This window comes from Mesorhizobium sp. C395A, from assembly GCF_030323205.1.
Classification (GTDB): domain Bacteria; phylum Pseudomonadota; class Alphaproteobacteria; order Rhizobiales; family Rhizobiaceae; genus Mesorhizobium.
Genome location: NZ_CP100473.1, coordinates 461769 through 482350, shown reverse-complemented (window position 1 = coordinate 482350; position 20582 = coordinate 461769). Strand labels below are relative to the sequence as shown.

The 20582-nt window shown below is 64.1% G+C and carries 15 protein-coding genes; 9 read left to right on the top strand and 6 right to left on the bottom strand.

The genetic code is table 11. The annotated features are described in order from the left end of the window. Window positions 1-54 precede the first annotated feature (54 nt). The gene (locus tag NLY37_RS02225) at window positions 55-1599 is read right to left on the bottom strand and encodes a helicase HerA-like C-terminal domain-containing protein (RefSeq protein WP_023742673.1); all 1545 of its coding nucleotides are present in this window, start codon (window positions 1597-1599) and stop codon (window positions 55-57) included. 349 nt (window positions 1600-1948) lie between these two features. On the opposite strand from NLY37_RS02225, the gene NLY37_RS02220 reads away from it, so the two are divergent. The 3 genes from NLY37_RS02220 (at window position 1949) to NLY37_RS02210 (ending at window position 5809) form a co-directional block, all read left to right on the top strand. Beyond that, the gene (locus tag NLY37_RS02220; RefSeq protein WP_023742674.1) at window positions 1949-3391 is read left to right on the top strand and encodes a methylmalonyl-CoA mutase subunit beta; all 1443 of its coding nucleotides are present in this window, start codon (window positions 1949-1951) and stop codon (window positions 3389-3391) included. After that, window positions 3388-5508, top strand: coding sequence for a methylmalonyl-CoA mutase (gene scpA / locus NLY37_RS02215; RefSeq protein ID WP_023742675.1), 2121 nt, complete (start codon window positions 3388-3390; stop codon window positions 5506-5508). Before NLY37_RS02220 ends, scpA begins: the two co-directional genes overlap by 4 nt. A 64-nt stretch (window positions 5509-5572) precedes the next feature. Further along, complete coding sequence (locus tag NLY37_RS02210; RefSeq protein WP_023742676.1) at window positions 5573-5809, top strand: AbrB/MazE/SpoVT family DNA-binding domain-containing protein; 237 nt, start codon at window positions 5573-5575, stop codon at window positions 5807-5809. A gap of 7 nt (window positions 5810-5816) precedes the next feature. Here NLY37_RS02210 and greA read toward each other — a convergent pair whose 3' ends face one another. Continuing rightward, window positions 5817-6290 carry a transcription elongation factor GreA gene (gene greA, locus NLY37_RS02205; protein WP_023742677.1) on the bottom strand — a complete coding sequence of 158 codons (474 nt, stop codon included), beginning with the start codon at window positions 6288-6290 and terminating at the stop codon, window positions 5817-5819. A 139-nt stretch (window positions 6291-6429) separates the two neighbouring features. Here greA and NLY37_RS02200 point away from each other — a divergent pair, with 139 nt between their 5' ends. Continuing rightward, the gene (locus NLY37_RS02200; RefSeq protein WP_023742678.1) at window positions 6430-7785 is read left to right on the top strand and encodes a TIGR03808 family TAT-translocated repetitive protein; all 1356 of its coding nucleotides are present in this window, start codon (window positions 6430-6432) and stop codon (window positions 7783-7785) included. Here NLY37_RS02200 and NLY37_RS02195 read toward each other — a convergent pair. Then, entirely contained in the window at window positions 7778-8782 is a 1005-nt protein-coding gene (locus NLY37_RS02195; protein ID WP_023742679.1) for an asparaginase, read from the bottom strand. The two genes, NLY37_RS02200 and NLY37_RS02195, sit on opposite strands and share 8 nt — an antisense overlap. Window positions 8783-8809: 27 nt before the next feature. Continuing rightward, entirely contained in the window at window positions 8810-9976 is a 1167-nt protein-coding gene (locus NLY37_RS02190) for an acetyl-CoA acetyltransferase (protein ID WP_023832436.1), read from the bottom strand. Between the two features lie 189 nt (window positions 9977-10165). Between NLY37_RS02190 and betI the strand changes: the two genes are divergently transcribed. Genes betI through betB form a run of 5 tightly spaced genes read left to right on the top strand, consistent with a single transcriptional unit; the run spans window position 10166 to window position 16466 of the window. Next, window positions 10166-10756, top strand: a complete 591-nt coding sequence (gene betI / locus NLY37_RS02185; protein ID WP_023742680.1) for a choline-binding transcriptional repressor BetI — start codon at window positions 10166-10168, stop codon at window positions 10754-10756. An 8-nt stretch (window positions 10757-10764) separates the two neighbouring features. Continuing rightward, window positions 10765-12294 carry a choline-sulfatase gene (gene betC, locus NLY37_RS02180; protein WP_023742681.1) on the top strand — a complete coding sequence of 510 codons (1530 nt, stop codon included), beginning with the start codon at window positions 10765-10767 and terminating at the stop codon, window positions 12292-12294. Then, window positions 12291-13295 carry a threonine/serine dehydratase family protein gene (locus tag NLY37_RS02175; RefSeq protein ID WP_023742682.1) on the top strand — a complete coding sequence of 335 codons (1005 nt, stop codon included), beginning with the start codon at window positions 12291-12293 and terminating at the stop codon, window positions 13293-13295. Before betC ends, NLY37_RS02175 begins: the two co-directional genes overlap by 4 nt. Window positions 13296-13298: 3 nt before the next feature. Beyond that, entirely contained in the window at window positions 13299-14951 is a 1653-nt protein-coding gene (betA, locus tag NLY37_RS02170) for a choline dehydrogenase (protein ID WP_023742683.1), read from the top strand. A 51-nt stretch (window positions 14952-15002) separates the two neighbouring features. After that, complete coding sequence (betB, locus tag NLY37_RS02165; RefSeq protein ID WP_023742684.1) at window positions 15003-16466, top strand: betaine-aldehyde dehydrogenase; 1464 nt, start codon at window positions 15003-15005, stop codon at window positions 16464-16466. Window positions 16467-16654: 188 nt separating this feature from the next. Here the strand turns inward: betB and NLY37_RS02160 are convergent, their stop codons facing one another. Both NLY37_RS02160 and NLY37_RS02155 read right to left on the bottom strand, forming a co-directional pair. Then, window positions 16655-18892 (bottom strand): mannose-1-phosphate guanylyltransferase/mannose-6-phosphate isomerase, encoded by a 2238-nt coding sequence (locus tag NLY37_RS02160; protein ID WP_023742685.1) that lies wholly within the window; start codon window positions 18890-18892, stop codon window positions 16655-16657. 11 nt (window positions 18893-18903) lie between these two features. Next, window positions 18904-20424, bottom strand: coding sequence for a phosphomannomutase/phosphoglucomutase (locus NLY37_RS02155; protein ID WP_023742686.1), 1521 nt, complete (start codon window positions 20422-20424; stop codon window positions 18904-18906). Between the last annotated feature and the right edge of the window lie 158 nt (window positions 20425-20582).

The following is a 20582-nucleotide window of genomic DNA, read 5'->3' as shown; positions in this document are numbered from 1 at the left end:
CAATAGCGATATTTTGGCCGCTGATCATGTCCGAGGCGGGCTGGCTGACACTTTTCACCGCCCCCTGGACAGGCTGCCCAGAATCCCGCGCACGATCGCGCGGCCGACCGACGAGCCGACGGAGCGCACCACCGCCTTGATCGCGGCTTCGGCCACCGTCTGGCGGTTGGACGGCCTTGGCGCAGGGGCCCGGCGACCGCCTGATTGCTGTGGCGGCGGATCGTCATTGCCGAAGCCCGGAATGGTCCAGCGCGAGCGCCCGCTGTCGGCCTGCTGCGCCTGCTCGTCCTGCGCATCCTTGGCTTTCTTCTGCAGCATCTCGAAGGCCGATTCGCGGTCGATGGTCTGGTCGTACTGGCCCGCGACCGGGCTCTGGTCGATCAGCTTGCGGCGCTCGTCCGCCGTGATCGGGCCAAGCCTGGACGATGGCGGCCGGATCAATGTCCGCTGCACCATGGACGGCACGCCCTTGACCTCCAGCGTCGAGACCAGCGCCTCGCCGGTGCCGAGCTGGGTGATGGCGGTGGCGCAGTCGAAATCGGGATTGGGCCGGAAGGTGTCGGCGGCGGTCTTGACCGCCTGCTGCTCACGCGGCGTATAGGCGCGCAGCGCGTGCTGGACACGATTACCGAGCTGGGCGAGAACCTTTTCAGGGATATCCAAGGGGTTCTGCGTGACGAAATAGACGCCGACGCCTTTCGAGCGGATCAAGCGAACCACCTGCTCGACGCGGTCGATCAGCACCTTCGGCGCTTCGTCGAAAAGCAGATGCGCCTCGTCGAAGAAGAATACCAGCTTCGGCCTTTCGGGATCGCCGACCTCGGGCAATTCCTCAAACAGTTCCGACATCAGCCAGAGCAGGAAGGTGGCGTAGAGCCTGGGGTTCATCATCAGTCTGTCGGCGGCAAGCACGCTGATGGCGCCACGGCCGTCGCGGGTGGTGCGCATGATGTCGGCGATGCGCAAGGCCGGTTCGCCGAAGAAATGCGCCGCGCCCTGCTGTTCCAGCACCAGAAGCGTGCGCTGGATTGCGCCGACCGACGGCTTGGTGACATTGCCGTAGCGCGAGCTGATCTCATCGGCGCGCGCTGCGATGTTGGCCAGCAGTGCTTGCAGATCCTTCATGTCGAGCAGCAGCAGGCCATCCTCATCGGCGATGCGGAAGGCGATGTTCATGATGCCTTCCTGCGCTTCGGAGAGGTTCATCAGCCGCGACAGAAGCAGCGGCCCCATTTCCGAGACGGTGGCGCGGATCGGATGGCCCTGCTCGCCGAACAGGTCCCAGAAGATGACCGGGAATTCCTGGAAGTCGTAAGGGTCGAGCTTGACCTGCTCGGCCCGCTTGACCAGGAAATCCTGCGCCTTGCCCATCATGGCAATGCCGGACAGGTCGCCCTTGATATCGGCGCAGAACACAGGCACGCCGGCATTGGAAAACCCCTCGGCCAGGATCTGCAGGCTGACTGTCTTGCCGGTGCCGGTGGCGCCGGTGATCAGGCCATGGCGGTTGCCATATTGCAGCAAGAGCTGTTCGGCGCGCTGATAGCTGTCGTCGGGCTTGCGGCTGGCGCCGAGGAAAATGCTGGTGTCGTCAGCCATATGACCATGTCTCCGCAAACTGATGTGTTAAAAGCCTGTGGCCGTGCCGCAGGGTATAGTCAGGCCATTGCGCAGCGACAATGCTATTCTCCAATTGGGCTATCCATCCAGTTGGCTATTCACCCAGATTGGGCCAATCGTCTAAATTGAACCAATCCTCCAAATCGGTTTTTGGAACTTGCGGATTTTGCCGCTGTTTGGCAATCGTTCCATGGTTCGTCCACGCAGGCTGCCCTATGTCAGGGAAGCGAATCCCAACCGCGCAAGCGCATTGCATTGCGATATCTGGCAGGGAACCGTAGACTGGACGGCTGACGCTGGTGCGGCCGCATAAAAACGAGGAACATGGATGGGCGCCGGAGCCTTGACCAGGAGCATCGAACCCGCTGACGTCGAGCGCCAGCGTTGGCTGGCCTTGGCCGAAAAGGCGCTCGCCGGCGCCTCCTTCGAGGAAAAACTGGTCTCGCATACCGACGATCAGATTCGCATCGAACCGCTCTACGAGCGCGCCGCCGGCGCCGAGCCGCTTGTGCGCGCCAACCCCAAATTGCCCTGGATCGTCAGCCAGCGCATTGACGATCCCGATATCGGCCGCGCCAAGGCGCAGGCCCTGGACGATGTGGCACAAGGCGCGACGGGATTGTCGCTTGTCTTCGAGGGTGCTCCGAATGCGTTCGGCTATGGCCTGCCAAGGACGGCGCAGGCGCTGGAAACGGTGCTGGATGGCGTACCGCTCAACCGCACGCAGATCCGCATCGACGCTCATCCCTGGAGCCGTGCCGTCGCCGACTGGCTGGTGGCGTTCCTGAGCAAGCGCCGCTCCGACCCGGCAAAGCTGAACCTCTCCTTCGGCATCGACCCGGCGGCAATCTTTGCCGGAACCGGCCGGCTGCGCATGTCGATCGAGGCGTTGCAGGCATCGATGCCGCAATCGCTGGCGCATTTCTTCTCGCTGGGCGTGCCGGGTGTGCTGCTGGAGGCCGACGGGCGGGTGTTCCACAATGCCGGCGCCACGGAAGCGCAGGAACTCGGCACCATGCTCGCTTCCGCCGTGTCATACCTCAGGATGTTCGAGGATGCGCGCCAGCCGCTTGTCTATGCCGCTCCCCATATCGGCTTTGCGCTGAGCGTCGACCAGGACCAGTTCCTGTCGATGGCCAAGGTCCGGGCCTTGCGCAGGCTGTGGGCGCGCATCCAGGAAACCTGTTCCATCCCGGCATCGACAGCCAACATCCATGCCGAGACGTCGTTCCGCATGATGACGGCGGCGGATCCCGAAACCAACATCCTGCGCACCACCATCGCTAGCTTTGCAGCGGCAGCAGGCGGCGCGGACTCGATCTCCATCCTGCCACACACCATCGCCCTCGGGCTGCCGGCCGGCTTTGCCCGCCGCATCGCCCGCAATGCGCAGTTGATCATGGCCAATGAAAGCCATATCGACCATGTCGCCGACCCAGCATTTGGGTCGGGCGCAGTCGAGGCGCTGACCCTGGGCCTGTGCGAAGCGGCGTGGGAAGAGTTCCAGCGGATCGAAGCGGAAGGCGGCGTTCTGGCAAGCCTGCAGCAAGGGCATATCCAGAAGCGCGTCAAGGCAGCATCCGAGCGCCGCGCCGAGGCCTACCGGTCGGGTGAACGGGCAATCATCGGCACCACGCTTTACCCGCTGAAAAACGATGCCCCGGTCGAGACGCTGGCGGCTGAGCGGCGGCCGCCTTTCACAGAGGGCGTGGCGGTGTGCGAGGCGCTGTTTCCCGTCCGCATCGACCAGGCAATCGGAGCCGCACAGTGATCCCGGATTTCAGCCATATTGGCTGGTCGGCGCCACGGCGAGCGCCGGTCGAGGTCAAGGGCCAGCGGCTGACGCCGGAAGGCATCGCCGTCAAGCAACTCTACAGCCAGGGCGATCTCAAGGGGCTTCCGCATCTCGACACCTATCCGGGAATGCCGCCCTTCGTGCGCGGTCCCTATCCGACTATGTATGTCCAGCAGCCGTGGACGATCCGGCAATATGCCGGCTTCTCGACGGCCGAGGAATCCAACGCCTTCTACCGGCGCAATCTCGCCGCCGGCCAAAAGGGCCTTTCGGTCGCTTTCGATCTGCCCACCCATCGCGGCTATGACAGCGACCATCCGCGCGTATCAGGCGATGTCGGCATGGCGGGCGTGGCCATCGATTCCATCCTCGACATGCGGCAATTGTTCGACGGCATCCCGCTGGGCGAAATGACGGTGTCGATGACCATGAACGGCGCGGTGCTGCCGATCATGGCGCTCTATATCGTTGCGGCCGAAGAACAAGGAGTTGCGCAGAAGGATCTCGCCGGCACCATTCAGAACGACATTCTGAAGGAGTTCATGGTCCGCAACACCTACATCTATCCGCCGAAGCCCTCGATGCGGATCGTGTCTGACATCTTCTCCTATACCTCCCAGCACATGCCGAAGTTCAATTCGATCTCGATCTCCGGCTATCACATGCAGGAGGCCGGCGCGACCGCGGACCTGGAGCTCGCCTACACCATCGCCGACGGCATCGAATATGCCCGCGCCGGCGTCGCCGCCGGGCTCGATATCGACCGTTTCGCCCCGCGGCTTTCCTTCTTCTGGGCGGTCGGCATGAACTTCTTCATGGAGATCGCCAAGCTCCGCGCGGCGCGCCTGTTGTGGGCGACCCTGATGCAGAAGAATTTTGCACCGAAGGATGAACGCTCGCTGTCGCTGCGCACCCATTGCCAGACCTCCGGCTGGTCGCTGACGGCGCAGGACCCCTACAACAACATCACCCGCACCATGATCGAGGCGATGGCGGCGACCCAGGGACATACCCAGTCGCTGCACACCAACTCGTTCGACGAGGCGATGGCGCTGCCGACCGACCACTCGGCGCGCATCGCCCGCAACACGCAGTTGATCCTGCAGAAGGAATCCGGCACCACCCGCATCATCGATCCGTGGGGCGGCTCGGCCTATATCGAACGGCTGACGCACGATCTGGCGGCGCGTGCGCTCGCCCATATCGAAGAGGTCGAGGCGCTTGGCGGCATGGCGGCGGCAACCGAACAGGGCATTCCAAAACTGCGCATCGAGGAAGCGGCGGCGCGCACGCAGGCGCGTATCGATTCCGGCGAGCAGATACTGGTTGGCGTCAATGCGCATCGCCCGGAGAACGATAGCGAGGTCGACGTGCTGAAGATCGACAATGCCGAGGTCAGGGCCCGGCAGTTGTCGAAGCTGCAGAATCTCAAGGGCACGCGCAATGTCGGCGCGGTCGAGAGCGCGCTCAATGCGCTGACCCGCGCTGCGCAGGGTAACGAAAACCTGCTGGAATTTGCCATCCGCGCAGCGCGCGCCAACGCCACCGTCGGCGAGATCTCGCTGGCGCTCGAAAAGGTCTTTGGCCGCCATGTCGCCTCGGTGCAGACGATCTCCGGCGTCTACCGCAGCGCGCTTGGCGACAACCTTGCGGTCGACCGGCTGCTGGAGAAGCTCGAAGCTTTCGAGAAGAAGTCCGGCGGCAAGCCGCGCATCCTGGTCGCAAAGATGGGACAGGACGGCCACGACCGTGGCCAGAAGGTGATCGCCACGGCCTTCGCCGATCTCGGCTTCGACGTCACGGTCGGCGCGATGTTCCAGACACCCGACGAGATCGCCAGGCTGGCGGTGGCGCAGGATGTCCATATCATCGGCGCCTCGTCGCTGGCGGCGGGGCACCTGACACTGATCCCCGAATTGCGCGATGCGCTGAAGAAACTCGGCCACCCCGACATGCTGATCGTCGTCGGCGGCGTCATCCCGCCGCAGGATTACGGCGCAGTGCTGGAAGCGGGTGCCGCGGAAATCTTTCCGCCAGGGACGGTTATCCCGGAGGCTGCGGATCGGTTGCTGGACCGGCTGCTGGCGAGCTGATTGAAACAGTTGCACTGCTTATCAAAGTTGCGTTACAATATCGGGCGCAACCTATGGTATAGCTATGAACACCATCATTCACGGACTTGAGGACGGATCGGGCGTTGTAATCCTGCCGCGGGAAACTCTCGACAGCTTGGGCCTGCAAATGGGCGATGAACTCCAGATCATCGAAACCGACGACGGCATCATCCTAAGGCCGGTGCCGTGTGACGACGTCGAACGGCAAATACGTGCCGCTCGCGATGTCATGGACAAGTATGAGCCCGCGTTGCGAAAGCTGGCTGTGCAAATAGGGTGAGCTGGCGTCAGGCGTCCGACAGCTTGAGGATTTCCCATTCCTTGCCGTTGACGCTTGCGACGTCGCCGACCTTCTTGCCGAACAGCGCCACGGCCATTGGCGAGACGTGTGAGATGCTGCCCTTTGAGGGGTCGGCCTCGTCCTCGCCGACTATCTTCCAGTGCACTTTCTTGCCGTCATCGCCTTCCAGCGTGACACCCATGCCGAAGCGCACCTGGTCGCTGCCCGGTTCCGGCACGGAAAGCTCGGCGCTTTCGCGGCGCGCTGTCCAGTAGCGCAGGTCGCGCGAGACAACGGCAATGCGCTCGCGATCGGCTTTTCGCTCGGCTTTCGCCAAGATGTCGCGCAGATCGGCCAGATTGTCCTCGATCATCGCCAGGCCGCGCTCCGTCACCAGATTGCGGTGTTGGCTGATCGGCCGCTCGCCGATGCCGGCAATGGCGTTTTCGCTGTCTTCCTCGCGGGTAAAAGCTCTGCTCATCGGATAAACTTAGGCCCGCTTCCGTGACTGCACAAGCCACTTGCCGGACCCGGTCATTGGCCGGACTATGGCCGAGCGGAGACCTATGCGGCTGGCCCAATTCCTGCGAAGAACCATTTCATCGCAGGGATCTGTGCCGATGTTGAACAGACGAACGCTTCTCAAGGGGACTGTCGGCTTTGCGGTGCTCGGCGTTTCGCTGGACAACGCCTTGGCGAAGACGGCAGCGCTTGGCTCGATCAATGCCGCCGAGCTTGGCGTGGAGCCGGACGCACCGGACGACCAGAGCAGGGCCTTCGCCACGATGCTAGCCGAGGCAAGCCAGCGCAATGCGCCGGTGTTCCTGCCGCCGGGCACCTATGTCGTGTCCAACCTGACCCTGCCCGCCCGCGTCAGGCTTTCGGGCGTGCCGGGCGCCTCGCGCATCCTCTATGGCGGCAATGGCCATTTGCTGACGGCCGAACAGGCCGAGCATATAGAGTTCACCGCATTGGTCTTCGACGGCGCCAACGGCGGGTTGGCCGACGATGCGCAAGGCCTGCTCGACCTGCGCCGCGTCGCCCATCTCGTCATCGACAATTGCACGATCACCGGCAGCGGCAAGCATGGGCTGGCGCTGGAGCATGCGTCGGGCCGCATCGAGCGGTCCGAGATTTCGGGGGCTGCGGACGCCGGCATCTACTCCGTCGAGGCCGCTGGCCTGGCGATATCCGACAACACCGTATCCGACTGCGGCAATGGCGGCATTCTTGTGCATCGCTGGCAGCAGGCCGAGGACGGCACGATCGTCAGCGGCAACCGCGTGCAGCGGATCGGCGCGCGCGGCGGCGGCACCGGGCAGAACGGCAATGGCATCAACGCCTTCCGTGCCGGCAATGTCTCGGTCACCGGCAACATCGTCTCGGACTGCGCCTTCTCGGCGATCCGCGCCAACAGTTCCAGCAATCTGCAGATGACCGGCAACACCTGCTCGCGGTCGGGCGAAACCGCGCTCTATTCCGAATTCTCCTTCGAAGGCGCCATCATCGGCAACAACATCGTCGATGGTGCCGCTAACGGCATCTCGATCGTCAATTTCAACGACGGCGGCCGTATGGGTGTCTGCTCAAACAACATCGTGCGCAACCTCTCGACCACCGGCCCCTACCCCGCCGACGCGCCGGGCTTCGGCGTCGGTATCAGCGTCGAGGCCGACACCACCGTCTCGGGCAATGTCATCGAGAACGCGCCGCTCTACGGCATGCAGATCGGCTGGGGCGCTTATATGCGCAATGTTGTGGCGACGGGAAACATCATCCGTCAGGCCGGAACCGGCATCGCCGTCACTGTGGTAGAAGGCGCTGGAAACGCCATCATTTCCGACAACGTCATCGACGGCGCCAAGAACGGCGCCATCATCGGCCAGCGCTGGGCCGAACCGGCGACCGGCGACCTCGCGCGGTCAAGCGTAAGCGGCTATGCGCATCTGACGGTTGAGCGAAACAGGGTCAGCTGAGCGCCGTCGTCGGCCGCAGCGAGCCGACCTTGGCGCCGATGCGGCTTTCGATCGGCGGATTGGCCCGCTCCAGAAGGTTAGCCTCCAGTGCGCCGTCGGCGCTGAGAAGTTTTGCCAGCACAGCGGCAATCATCACCTCGGCGGCGCGGCCGGCGCCGTCATCACATTTTAGCGCGATGCCGAGGCCAAGCTCCGGAACGGCGGCGCAATAGACACCCTCGGCGCCCGTCTTGACGAATATGCGGCCGGGCGCGGCCTGCATCAGCGCCACATCCACTTTGCCGGTGCCGGCGACCAGGAAAGGCTCGGCCATACAGGCAGACAGCAGGCGTTTGGCCGCCTTGGCGCGCTCAGGGCCAAGGCTCCTGCCCGTCGCCATACGGGCAAAGCCCAGCGCAAAGCTTTTCAGCGGCACGGCATAGGTGGGGATCGAGCAGCCATCGGTTGCCCGGTGATCCGCATCGTGGGCAGCGCCGGTCACCGCCTGCATGGCGTCGCGCACCATCTCCTGCAAACCATGGCCTGCCTTGACGTAGCCTTGGTGGGCAATCCCTGAGTGCACGCAGGTGCAGAGAAATCCGGAATGCTTGCCCGAGCAATTGTTGTGCAGTGCGTTCGGCGAGACGCCTGTGCGGGCCAGTGCGATCGTCGCGTCGTGGCTCGACGGCCAATGCGCGCCGCATTCCAGCGCCGACTTGTCGAGGTCGGCCTTGGCCAGCATCGCCTGCGCCAGTTCGACATGCGCGGGTTCGCCTGAATGTGAAGCGCAGGCCAGCGCCAGTTCGCGGTCGCCGAAGCCATAGGCATCGGCGGCACCCGTTTCGACCAGCGGCAGTGCCTGGATCGCCTTGACCGCCGAGCGCGGAAACACCGGCCGCGCCGTATCGCCGATCTCCAGGACAGGCTTGCCGTCACCGTCAAAGATTGCGACAGCGCCGCGATGGGCGCTCTCGACGATCGCGCCGCGCAAGACTTCGACCAGAACCGGATTTGTCATCACCACCCCGAAAAATGCGGGCCGCTTCTACCTGATCCGGTCGAGGATGGAAACGTAGTTGGCGACGGCAGCGCCACCCATGTTGAAGATGCCGCCAAGCTTTGCGTCCGGCACCTGGATGCCGCCTGCTTCGCCGGTCAACTGCATGGCGGTCAGCACATGCATCGACACACCGGTGGCGCCGATCGGATGGCCCTTGGCCTTCAGCCCGCCCGAAGGATTGACCGGCAGCCTGCCGTCTTTTGCAGTCGTGCCGTCTAGCGCCAGCCTGCCGCCCTCGCCCGGCTTGGCTAGGCCCATCGCCTCATATTCGATCAGCTCGGCAATGGTGAAGCAGTCATGCGTCTCGACGAAGGAGAGGTCGTCGAGCGTCACGCCGGCCTTCTTCAAAGCCTGGTTCCAGGCCTGCTCGCAGCCTTCGAAGGACAGGATGTCACGCTTCGACATCGGCAGGAAATCCTGGACATGCTCGTTGGCGCGGAAGGCGACGGCGCGGCGCATCTTCAACGCCGTCGAGGTGTCGGTCAGCACAAGGGCGGCGGCGCCATCGGAAACCAGGGAGCAGTCGGTGCGCTTCAGCGGACCGGCGACGAAGGGGTTCTTCTCGCTTTCTTGGCGGCAGAATTCGTAGCCGAAATCCTTGCGCATCTGCGCGTACGGATTGTCGACGCCGTTCTTATGGTTCTTGGCGGCGATCATCGCCAGCGCATCCGACTGGTCGCCATAACGCTGGAAATAGGCCTGTGCGATCTTGCCGAAGACGCCGGCAAAGCCGGCCGGCGTGTCGCCCTCCTCCGGCAGATAGGAAGCCTTGAGCAGGTTCTTGCCGATCTCGGGTCCGGGCGTCGTCGTCATCTGCTCGGCGCCGACCACCAGCACGATGCGGGCGGCATTGGCGTCGATGGCGCGGATGCCTTGGCGAACCGCTGCCGAACCGGTGGCGCAGGCATTCTCGACGCGGGTCGCCGGCTTGAAGCGCAGCCGATCATCGGCCTGCAGCACCAGGCTGGCGGTAAAATCCTGAGGGGAGAAGCCGGCGTTGAAATGGCCGAGCACGATCTCGTCGACCTCGTCCGGGCCAATGCCGGCATGGTCGAGCGCGTCGACCGCGACCTTTGTGATCAGGCCCTCGAGCGTCTCGGCTTCAAGCTTGCCGAAGCGCGAATGCGCCCAGCCGACGATGCATGCGGTCATGGCAACCTCCGTTCGCCGCAAGCCTAACATGTCATAGCGCGGCATCAGCCTCTAATATTGTTCAACAGTGAACCGTTTTCCAGTCCAAGGGATGGGCCAGAGCGACACGATCGGTTGATCCGAGCGCGAGTTTTTTATTGATTGATCCGTCAATAAAAAATAATCTCGGTTTTGATCTGGATCTCCCCAATGCCGAAAGTCGGAATGGAACCGTTGCGCCGCAAGGCGCTCATCGACGCGACGATCTCGGCGATCGGCGAGCGCGGCTCGCTTGATGTGACCATGTCGGAGATCGCCGGACGGGCGGGCGTGTCGTCGGCCCTTGCCCACCACTATTTCGGCGCCAAGGACGAACTGCTGCTGGCGACGATGCGGCACATACTGGCCGAACTGACCATCGACATGCGGCGCGCCCTGCAATCCGCCGGCTCGCCGCGCGAACGCGTCTCGGCGGTGGTCGCCGTCAACTTCTCCGACATCCAGTTCCGGCCGGAAACCATCGCGGCTTGGCTCGCCTTTTATGTCGAGGCACAGAAATCATCGGCCCTGCGCAGGCTGCTAAGGGTCTATGCGCGGCGGCTGCACTCGAACCTGATGAGCGGACTGACCGGCATACTGCCGCGCAACGAGGCCGACCGCGCGGCAGAAGCGGTCGCGGCGATGATCGACGGGCTGTACATCAGGCGCGCGCTGAAGGACGGCGTGCCGGATGCTCAAACCGCGATCGCGCTGGTCGAAGATTATCTCGAAATCAAACTCGGCGGGCGACAGACACAGTGACAGCCTCAGTGATATCAAGGCGACCCAACATCCTGATCGTCATGGTCGATCAGCTCAACGGCACGCTGTTTGCGGACGGGCCGGCGGACTTCCTGTATGCGCCGCACCTCAAGGCGCTGGCCGCGCGTGCCGCGCGCTTCCAGAACAACTACACGGCCTCGCCGCTTTGCGCGCCGGGCCGCACCGCCTTCATGAGCGGGCAATTGCCGTCGCGCACCCAGGTCTATGACAACGCCGCCGAGTTCGCTTCCTCGATCCCGACCTATGCGCATCATCTGCGCAGCGCCGGCTACTACACCTGCCTGTCGGGCAAGATGCATTTCGTCGGGCCCGACCAGTTGCACGGTTTCGAGGAGCGGCTGACCACCGACATCTATCCCGCCGATTTCGGCTGGACGCCGGATTACCGCAAGCCTGGCGAGCGCATCGACTGGTGGTATCACAATCTGGGTTCGGTGACAGGCGCCGGCATCGCCGAGATCACCAACCAGATGGAGTATGACGACGAGGTCGCCTTCCACGCGGTGCAAAAACTCTACGATCTTGCCCGCACCTCCGAGGACGAGGCCAGCCGGCCCTGGTGCCTGACGGTTTCCTTCACCCACCCGCACGACCCCTATGTCGCACGGCGGCAATATTGGGATCTCTATGAAGACTGTCCGGCGCTTGAGCCGGAGGTGGGATTCATCCCCTATGCCCATCAGGACCCGCATTCGCAACGGCTTTACCGGGCCAGCGACTACGACAGTTTCAACATCACGCCGGAGCAGATCCGCCGCTCGCGGCGCAGCTACTACGCCAACATCTCCTATCTCGACGACAAGGTCGGCGAGTTGATGTCAGTGCTGGAGCGAACGCGCATGCTGGACGACACCATCATCCTGTTCTGCTCCGACCATGGCGACATGCTTGGCGAGCGCGGCCTGTGGTTCAAGATGAATTTTTTCGAGGGCTCGGCGCGAGTACCTTTGATGATCGCCGGCAAAGGCATTCCTGCAGGGCTGGTCGAGGCGCCGGTCTCCAACCTCGACGTGACGCCGACACTGTGCGACCTCGCCGGCATCGACATCTCCGCCATCGCACCGTGGACCGACGGGCAGTCGCTGCTGCCGCTGCTTGATGGCGAGCCGCGCACCGCGCCGGTGCTGATGGAATATGCCGCCGAGGGCTCCAACGCGCCGTTGGTGGCGATCCGCGACGGCCGCTACAAATTCATCCATTGCGAGATCGACCCGCCGCTTCTGTTCGATCTCGAAGCCGATCCGCAAGAACGCACCAATCTTGCCACCGATCCGGCGCATGCCGATCTGGTGGCGGCCTTCACGGGAGCCGTGCGAGCGCGCTGGGACATGACGGCATTCGATGCCGCGGTGCGCGTCAGCCAGGCGCGGCGCTGGGTGGTTTATCCCGCGCTGCGCAACGGCACGCATTACCCCTGGGAATTCCAGCCACTGCAGAAGGCGTCGGAACGCTACATGCGCAACCACATGAACCTCGACAATCTCGAGGAACAGAAACGCTTTCCGCGAGGCGAATGATGACAATTGTCCCCTCCCTCGAGCACCTCAGACAGGCCTATGCCGTGACGTCGAAGGCGACGCAGATCACGCCTTTGCTGGAATCGACAGCCTTGGCCAAGGAGACGGGTGCGGCCCGCGTCTTTATCAAGCCGGAATCGCTGCAATGGGCGGGATCGTTCAAGGTGCGCGGGGCCTATTGGCGGTTGAGGCGGCTGTCGCCGGATGAGGCCAGAAAAGGCGTCGTCGCCTACTCCTCCGGCAATTTCGCGCAAGGGTTGGCGGCTGCCGGCCAGGCGCTCGGCATTCCCGTCACCATCGTCATGCCGATCGACGCGCCGGCCGCCAAGCGCGATGCGACCGCAGGCTATGGCGCGCGCGTCGTGCTGACAGATCATGGCGAGCGCGCCCGTGAAGAGGTCGCAGCCGCCAAGGCCCGCGAGATTGCCGAGACCGAAGGGCTGGCGTTGCTGCATCCATTCGACGATCCGGAGATCGTCGCCGGCCAGGCCGGCGCCGGGCTCGAAGCGCTCGAACAACTCGAGGCAAAGGACGCCAGTGCCGACCTTCTGTTCTGCTCGGTCGGCGGTGGTGGGCTGATCGGCGGCGTCTCGCTCGCCTTCCACTATCTGTCGCCGGCAACCGAGATCATCGGCGTCGAACCGGAAGGCTTCAACGGCATGGGTTCATCGCTAGCGCATGGCGCCATCGAGACCATGCCGATCGCGCCGAAGTCGATCTGCGACGGGCTGATGTCGCGGCGGCCGGGCGACGCGCCGTTTGCGGCGGTCAAGACCGCCGGCGTGCGCGGCATCACCGTCGATGATGCCTCCGTGCGGCGGGCAATGAAGATCGCCTTCGAACGGATGAAGCTGGTGCTCGAGCCATCGGGCGCCGCCTCTCTGGCGGCGCTGCTCGGCGGCAAGGTGGATGTGACGGGTAAAGCGGTCCTGGTTGTAGCTACCGGCGGCAATGTCTCGCTCGCCGATTTTATTTCGCATATGAACGATGGGCGCATGTGAACCATGCTTGAAGCAGACTTCGTCATCATCGGCTCCGGCTCGGCCGGCTCGGCCATGGCCTACCGGCTGTCGGAAGACGGCAAGCATTCGGTGATCGTCATCGAGTTCGGCGGCACCGATATCGGGCCGCTGATCCAGATGCCGTCGGCGCTGTCGATCCCGCTCAACATGAGCCTTTACGACTGGAGCTTTGCCAGCGAACCGGAGCCGCATCTCGGCGGCCGCGTGCTGGCGACGCCACGCGGCAAGGTGATCGGCGGCTCGTCCTCGATCAACGGCATGGTCTATGTCAGGGGCCACGCATGCGACTTCGACCACTGGGCCGAACAGGGGGCCGCCGGCTGGGGCTTCGCCGACGTGCTGCCCTATTTCAAGCGCATGGAGGACAGTGACGGCGGCGAGGACGGCTGGCGCGGCCACGGCGGCCCGCTGCACGTCCAGCGCGGCCTGCGAAAGAATCCGCTCTACGGCGCCTTTGTCGAAGCCGGCCGTCAGGCGGGTTTTGAATTGACCGACGACTATAACGGTTCGAAGCAGGAAGGCTTCGGACCGATGGAGCAAACCATTCGCGGCGGCCGCCGCTGGTCGGCGGCGTCAGCCTATCTGAAGCCGGCGCTCAAGCGGCAAAATGTCAGCGTGATCAGAGGCTTCGCCCGCCGGGTGATCATCGAGAATCAGCGTGCCGTCGGAGTCGAGATCGAAGCTCACAAACAGATTCAGGTCGTTAAGGCACGACGTGAGGTGATCGTCGCCGCATCGTCGATCAATTCGCCCAAGATCCTGATGCTATCCGGTATCGGCCCGGCCGCGCATCTCACGGAGAACGGCATCCAAGTCGTGGCCGACCGGCCCGGTGTCGGCCGCAATCTGCAGGATCATATGGAGCTCTACATCCAGCAGGAATCGACCCAGCCGATCACGCTGAATTCGGTTCTCAACCCATTCTCCAAGACGCTGATCGGGGCGCAGTGGCTGTTCTTCAAGACCGGCCTCGGCGCCACCAACCATTTCGAGGCCGCGGCCTTCGTACGCTCGCAGGCCGGTGTCGACTACCCCGATATCCAGTACCACTTCATCCCGGCGGCGGTGCGCTATGACGGCAAGGCGGCGGCGAAGGCGCATGGCTTCCAGGCGCATGTCGGGCCGATGCGGTCGAAGTCGCGCGGTTCGGTGACGCTGCGCTCGCCCGACCCGAAAGCGACGCCGGTCATCCGCTTCAACTACATGTCGCATCCAGACGACTGGACCGAGTTCCGCCACTGCATCCGGCTGACCCGCGAGATCTTCGGCCAGAAGGCTTTTGACGGCTTTCGCGGCAAGGAAATCTCGCCGGGTTCGCACGTCCAGTCGGACGAGGATCTCGACGCCTTCATCCGCGATCATGCCGAGAGTGCCTACCACCCGTGCGGCACGTGCAAGATGGGCCGCGCCGACGACATCATGAGCGTGGTCGATCCGGAGTGCCGGGTCATCGGCGTCGACGGCCTGCGCGTCGCCGACTCCTCGATCTTCCCGCGGGTGACCAACGGCAACCTCAACGCGCCGTCGATCATGGCCGGCGAGAAGGCCTCCGACCACATTCTCGGCCGCACGCCACTGGCGCCGTCCAACCAGGAACCCTGGATCAATCCGCGCTGGCAGGTGGCGGATCGATAGGGCATTGTCCGGCGGACTGCTCCGCAATAGCGAATACATCTGGAGAACAGCATGCGCGCCCAGCCAACGGCATCGCACTATGTCAACGGCCGCTACATCGAGGACGAAGGCGGCGCGCCGCTGCCGGTGATCTATCCGGCGACCGGTGAGGTCATCGCCACCTTGCATTCGGCGACTCCGAACGTGCTGGAGCTCGCCATCGAAGCCGCGCGGGCCGCACAACCGGCCTGGGCGCGGATGAAGCCGGTCGAGCGTGGCCGCATCCTGCGCCGCGCCGCCGACATTTTGCGCGCGCGCAACGCCGATCTGGCGCGGATCGAGACGCTCGACACCGGCAAAGCGATCCAGGAGACGCTGGTGGCGGATGCACTATCGGCCGCCGACTGCCTCGAATATTTCGGCGGCGCGGTTGCCGCCTTCAACGGCGATGCGATCGATCTTGGTGGACCTTTTGCCTATACGCGCCGCGAGGCGCTCGGTGTGTGCGTCGGCATCGGCGCCTGGAACTATCCGATCCAGATCGCCGGCTGGAAATCCGCCCCCGCGCTCGCCATGGGCAACGCCATGGTATTCAAGCCTTCGGAAAACACGCCGCTGTCGGCGCTGGCGCTGGCCGAGATCTACTCAGAGGCGGGCCTGCCCGACGGGCTGTTCAACGTCGTGCAAGGCTATGGCGATGTCGGCGCCGGCCTCGTCGGCCACGATGTCGTTGCCAAGGTTTCGGTGACCGGCTCGGTGCCGACCGGCCGCAAGGTGCTGTCGCTCGCCGGTTCGAAGATGAAGCATGCGACGATGGAACTCGGCGGCAAGTCGCCGCTGATCGTGTTCGACGATGCCGATCTCGAAAACGCCGTCGGCGGCGCCATGCTCGGCAATTTCTATTCGACCGGGCAGATCTGCTCCAACGGCACGCGTGTTTTCGTACAAAGCGGCATCCATGACCGCTTCGTCGACCGGCTGGTCGAGCGGACGAAAAAGATCCGCATCGGCGATCCGCTCGATCCTGAGACGCAGATGGGGCCGCTGGTCAACAAGGCGCAGCAGGAGAAGGTCGTTTCCTACATCGCGGCCGGCAGGCAGGATGGAGCAACGCTCGCCTGCGGTGGCAACGTGCCGTCGCTGCAAGGGTTCGATGGCGGCTTCTTTGTCGAGCCAACCGTGTTCACCGGTGTCACCGATAAGATGCGCATTGCGCGCGAGGAGATCTTCGGGCCGGTGATGAGCGTGCTGAAATTCGACGGCGAGGACGAGGTGATCGACCGCGCCAACGACACCGAATTCGGCCTCGCCGCCGGCGTCTTCACCCGCGACCTGCAGCGCGCTCATAGGGTGATCGCCGAACTGCAGGCCGGCACCTGCTGGATCAACGCCTACAATCTGACGCCGGTGGAAATTCCGTTTGGCGGGGTGAAGCAATCCGGCATCGGGCGCGAGAACTCGCTGGCGGCGCTGGCGCTCTATTCGCAGCTGAAGGCGGTGTATGTCGAGACCGGGGACGTGGCGAGCCCATATTGAGGGTTGAAAGCGAAGTGACAGCTGATCTCCCCCTTGCGGGGGAGATGGCCGGCAGGCCAGAGGGGGGTGTGACGGATCGCCAGCCTTTGGTCTGATCTTCGAGTAGCTGAGACGTCGGCGGGACAGCACCCCCCTCTGCCTTGCCAGGCATCTCCCCCGCAAGGGGGGAGATTGGCAGCTCCAACGCCTCACCCCTTCTGCGCCGTGCCGTCCAGATACTGCGTCAGCGCGCAGACCAGATGATAGAAGATGCTGGCCGGCACGTCCGATGCCAAGGAGCGGCCGCGTTCGTCGATGCGGTCAATCCACAGGCCGAGCGGGGCCGGATCGATGTGCCAGCGGAACAGGCGGCCGACGCGCGCCTCGATTTCCGGCTTGAGGTCGGGACCACCCGAGCCATCCAGCGCAATCGCCGCCTTGATCGCTTCGGCCTGTGGCCAGCTCCGCGACACAAGGTCGAGCGGCAGGCCCTGTCTGGAGACCGCGCCGTAGGCAAGGCCGGTGGCGCGGTTGAGGCCGTTGGCGATGGCCGAGGCGTAGAGCTTGCGGGCAAAATTGCTCAACTCGCCCTGGCCGCTGCGGGCGACGAAATCGGTGAGCAGCGAGGCCCATTCGAAATGATGACCGGGCTCGGTCCATGTGCCCTTCTCGCCGGCGGCCGGCTTCCACCCGGCGTCGAAATATTCGCCCAGCGTCCAGCTCTCGGCATCGAAGAAATGACTGCGGAAAAGGTCGATGATGCGCGCGGCGCGGCGCAGATAGGTGCGGTCGCCGGTCGCCTCATACCAGGCGAGGAAGGCCTCGAGCAGATGCATATGCGGGTTGGAGCGCCGCTCGCCCTCGCCATCGGATGTCTCGAGAAAGCCGGTCATGCGGCTGTCCTCGAGATGCGCGTCGAGGAACACGAAGGTCTCCTGGCCCAGCCGCAGCGCATCCGGATCGCCGCACATATGCGCATGCGCCAGCGCCAGCAGCACGCAGGAATGGTCGTAGGCATCCTCGGTTGGGTCGGCGACGGAGCCGTCGACATTGAGCGTGCGCACCCAGCCGCCCCGGTCCGTGCGGCCCTTGCCGGCCATGAAGGCGATGCCATGGGAGATCAGGCGATCGGCTGGACCGTCCCAGCCGCGGGCCTTGGCAACGGCGAAGGCGTAGACTTGCCTCGCCGTCGTGCGCATGCGCTTGGGCTTCAACAGCGCCTCGCCGTCGAAGCCGAGCGCCTCGTGGAAGCCGCCATGACGCTCATCGACGCCTGAAGTCGACCACAGCGGCAAGGTCTCCTCGAACAGCCAGTGATGCACGCGCCGCCGCCAGGCGCCGCTTTCGATGACGCGGTCATGCGCCGGGGTGAACCTGGTTTCCAGACGGCCCGATTTTTCCAGCTGCTCGACGATCTTCTTGACGTGCTGGCTGTGACTGACCGGGGCAACGAAGGTGGCGTCCGCGGTCGAGACGATGGCGACATCCTTCATGCCGATCGCCGACAAAAGCCGGCCGTCGCTGCGGATGTAGGAGTTCTCGCAATCGATGGCGACGACATCGCCGACGACGACATTGCCCTTGGCGTCGGCAGGGCCGACATCAAGCAGCGACTGCCAGGAGCCGAGGTCGTTCCAGCGGAAGCCGGCCGGCACCATGGCGATGTCCTTGGCCCGTTCCATGATGGCGTAGTCGATCGAGTTCGACGGGATGGCGGCGTAGAGGTCGAGCGGCATATAGAGGCCGGACAGGTCGCTCGTTGCCGCCTTGTAGGCGGTTTCGGTGGCCTGCCAGATGTCGGGTTGGAAGGTGGCGAAGGCGTCGCGCATGGCGCCGGCGCGAAACAGGAAAATGCCGGTGTTCCAGTAGAAGGTGCCCGCACTGAGATAGCTCTGCGCAGTGGCGAGGTCGGGCTTTTCGACGAAGCGCGACACGTCGAAGACGCCGCCGCTTTCGGCTGCGACTTCGATATACCCATAGCCGGTCTCGGGCTGCGCCGGCTTGATGCCGAACACCACCAGACGGCCGGCAAGCGCTGCCTGGCTGCCCGCCTCGACGCTCTGCCAGAACTGCTTGGGCGTGGCGATTTCGTGGTCTGACGGCACCACCAGCACTAGGCTGTCGCCGAACTCCGACAATGTGCGCAGCGCGGCCAGCGCCACGGCGGCAGCCGTGTTACGCCCGGTCGGCTCGAACAGCGGGCCACCGCCGGCGAGGTCGAGTCCGGCAAGATCGGCATGGACACGCTCGGCATGGCGCTCGGCGGCGATCAGGAAGATCGGCGTCTCACCTTCCGGCCGCGCCGTCAGCCGGCGCAAGGTCTTGGCCAGCATCGAGCCGTCGCCGGAGAGATCGTGGAACTGTTTCGGGTTGTCCTCGCGTGACAGCGGCCACAGCCGCGAGCCGACACCGCCGCTCATGACAAAACTGACGATGCGCTCGCTCATGAAAGGTCCAATCAGAACGTCTGGTTGTAAGCGCCGACTTCGGGGCTGCGGCGCAGCACGGCGTCGACGGCGTCGAACATCTGCCGGCGGCGCTCGGACGATACCGGGCTTTCGACAACCACGACAAGCTCCGGCTTGTTCGACGACGCCCGCACCAGCCCCCAGGTGCCATCCTCGGCCACGACGCGCACGCCGTTGACGGTGATCAGCTCGGCGATCTTCTGGCCGGCAAAAGTCTTGCCGGCGCGCTGCATCGCCTGGAAGTCCGACACCACCCGATCGACCACGCCGTATTTCACATCGTCGGCGCAATGCGGGGACATGGTCGGCGTGCCGAAGGTCAGCGGCAGCGCGCGATAGAGATCGGCCATCGAATTTCTGGGGTTCCGGTCGAGCATCTCACAAATGGCTATTGCCGTGATGAGACCGTCATCATAGCCGCGGCCGATCGGCGGGTTGAAGAAGAAATGGCCCGACTTCTCGAATCCGGCGACGGCGCCAAGCTCGGCGACCCGGCGCTTGATATAGGAATGGCCGGTCTTCCAGTAATCTGTCTTCGCGCCGTTGCCACGCAAAACGCTGTCGGTGTTGAACAGGCCGGTCGATTTGACATCGACGACGAAGGTCGAGCCGGGATATTGGGTTGATATGTCCCGCGCGAGCATGACGCCGACCTTGTCGGCGAAAATCTCGTTGCCCTCATTGTCGACCACGCCGCAACGGTCGCCGTCGCCATCGAAACCCAGGCCGACATGGGCACCTGTTTCCAGCACTTTGTCCCTGATGGCATGCAGCATCTGCATGTCTTCCGGGTTCGGGTTATAGCGCGGAAAACTGTGGTCGAGCTCGACATCGAGCGGGATCACCTCGCAACCGATGCGCTCCAGCGCCTGTGGCGCGAAGGCGCCGGCAGTGCCGTTGCCGCAAGCGGCCACAACCCTGAGCTTGCGCGCGATGTGCTTGTCCTGGGTCAGGTCGTCGAGATAGGTCTCGCGAAAACCGGCGACGAATTCGTAAGAGCCGCCGCCGGCAAGATCGAAGTCGCTCGACAGCACGATCTGTTTCAGTGCGCTCATCTCCTCCGGTCCGAAGGTGAGCGGCCTCGCCGCACCCATCTTGACTCCGGTCCAGCCATTCTCGTTGTGCGACGCCGTGACCATGGCGACGGATGGCACGTCGAGCGCGAATTGGGCGAAATAGGCCATGGGCGACAGCGCCAGGCCAATGTCTTTCACCTTTGCGCCCGCAGCCATCAGGCCGGAAACCAGCGCCAGCTTGATGGCAAGCGAATAGGAACGGAAATCATGCCCGGTGACGATGTCGGGACCCGCGCCAAGACGGCGGATCAAAGTGCCCAGGCCCATGCCCAACGCCTGGACGCCGATCAGGTTCAGGTCCGGCGGTTGCGTCGAACCGGCATGGCCAAACCACCAGCGCGCGTCGTATTCGCGAAAGCCGGACGCCTTGATCAGCGCTTCGGTTTCGAATTCGAAGCTGTTGGGCCGGGCGTCGCCTACGATTTTCAGGGGCAAGGCAGCAAAGCTCCAGATGGCGAAAACACGATCTATCGAGGCTGCGACTTAGCACACAAGGCTTTAAGCCGGGTTTATCCCGGGAGGGAAAGCCAAGCTTTGCGGCAATGCCCGACGAAAGCCAACGAAATGCGACAGAAGCGCTGCCATTGCCGCTT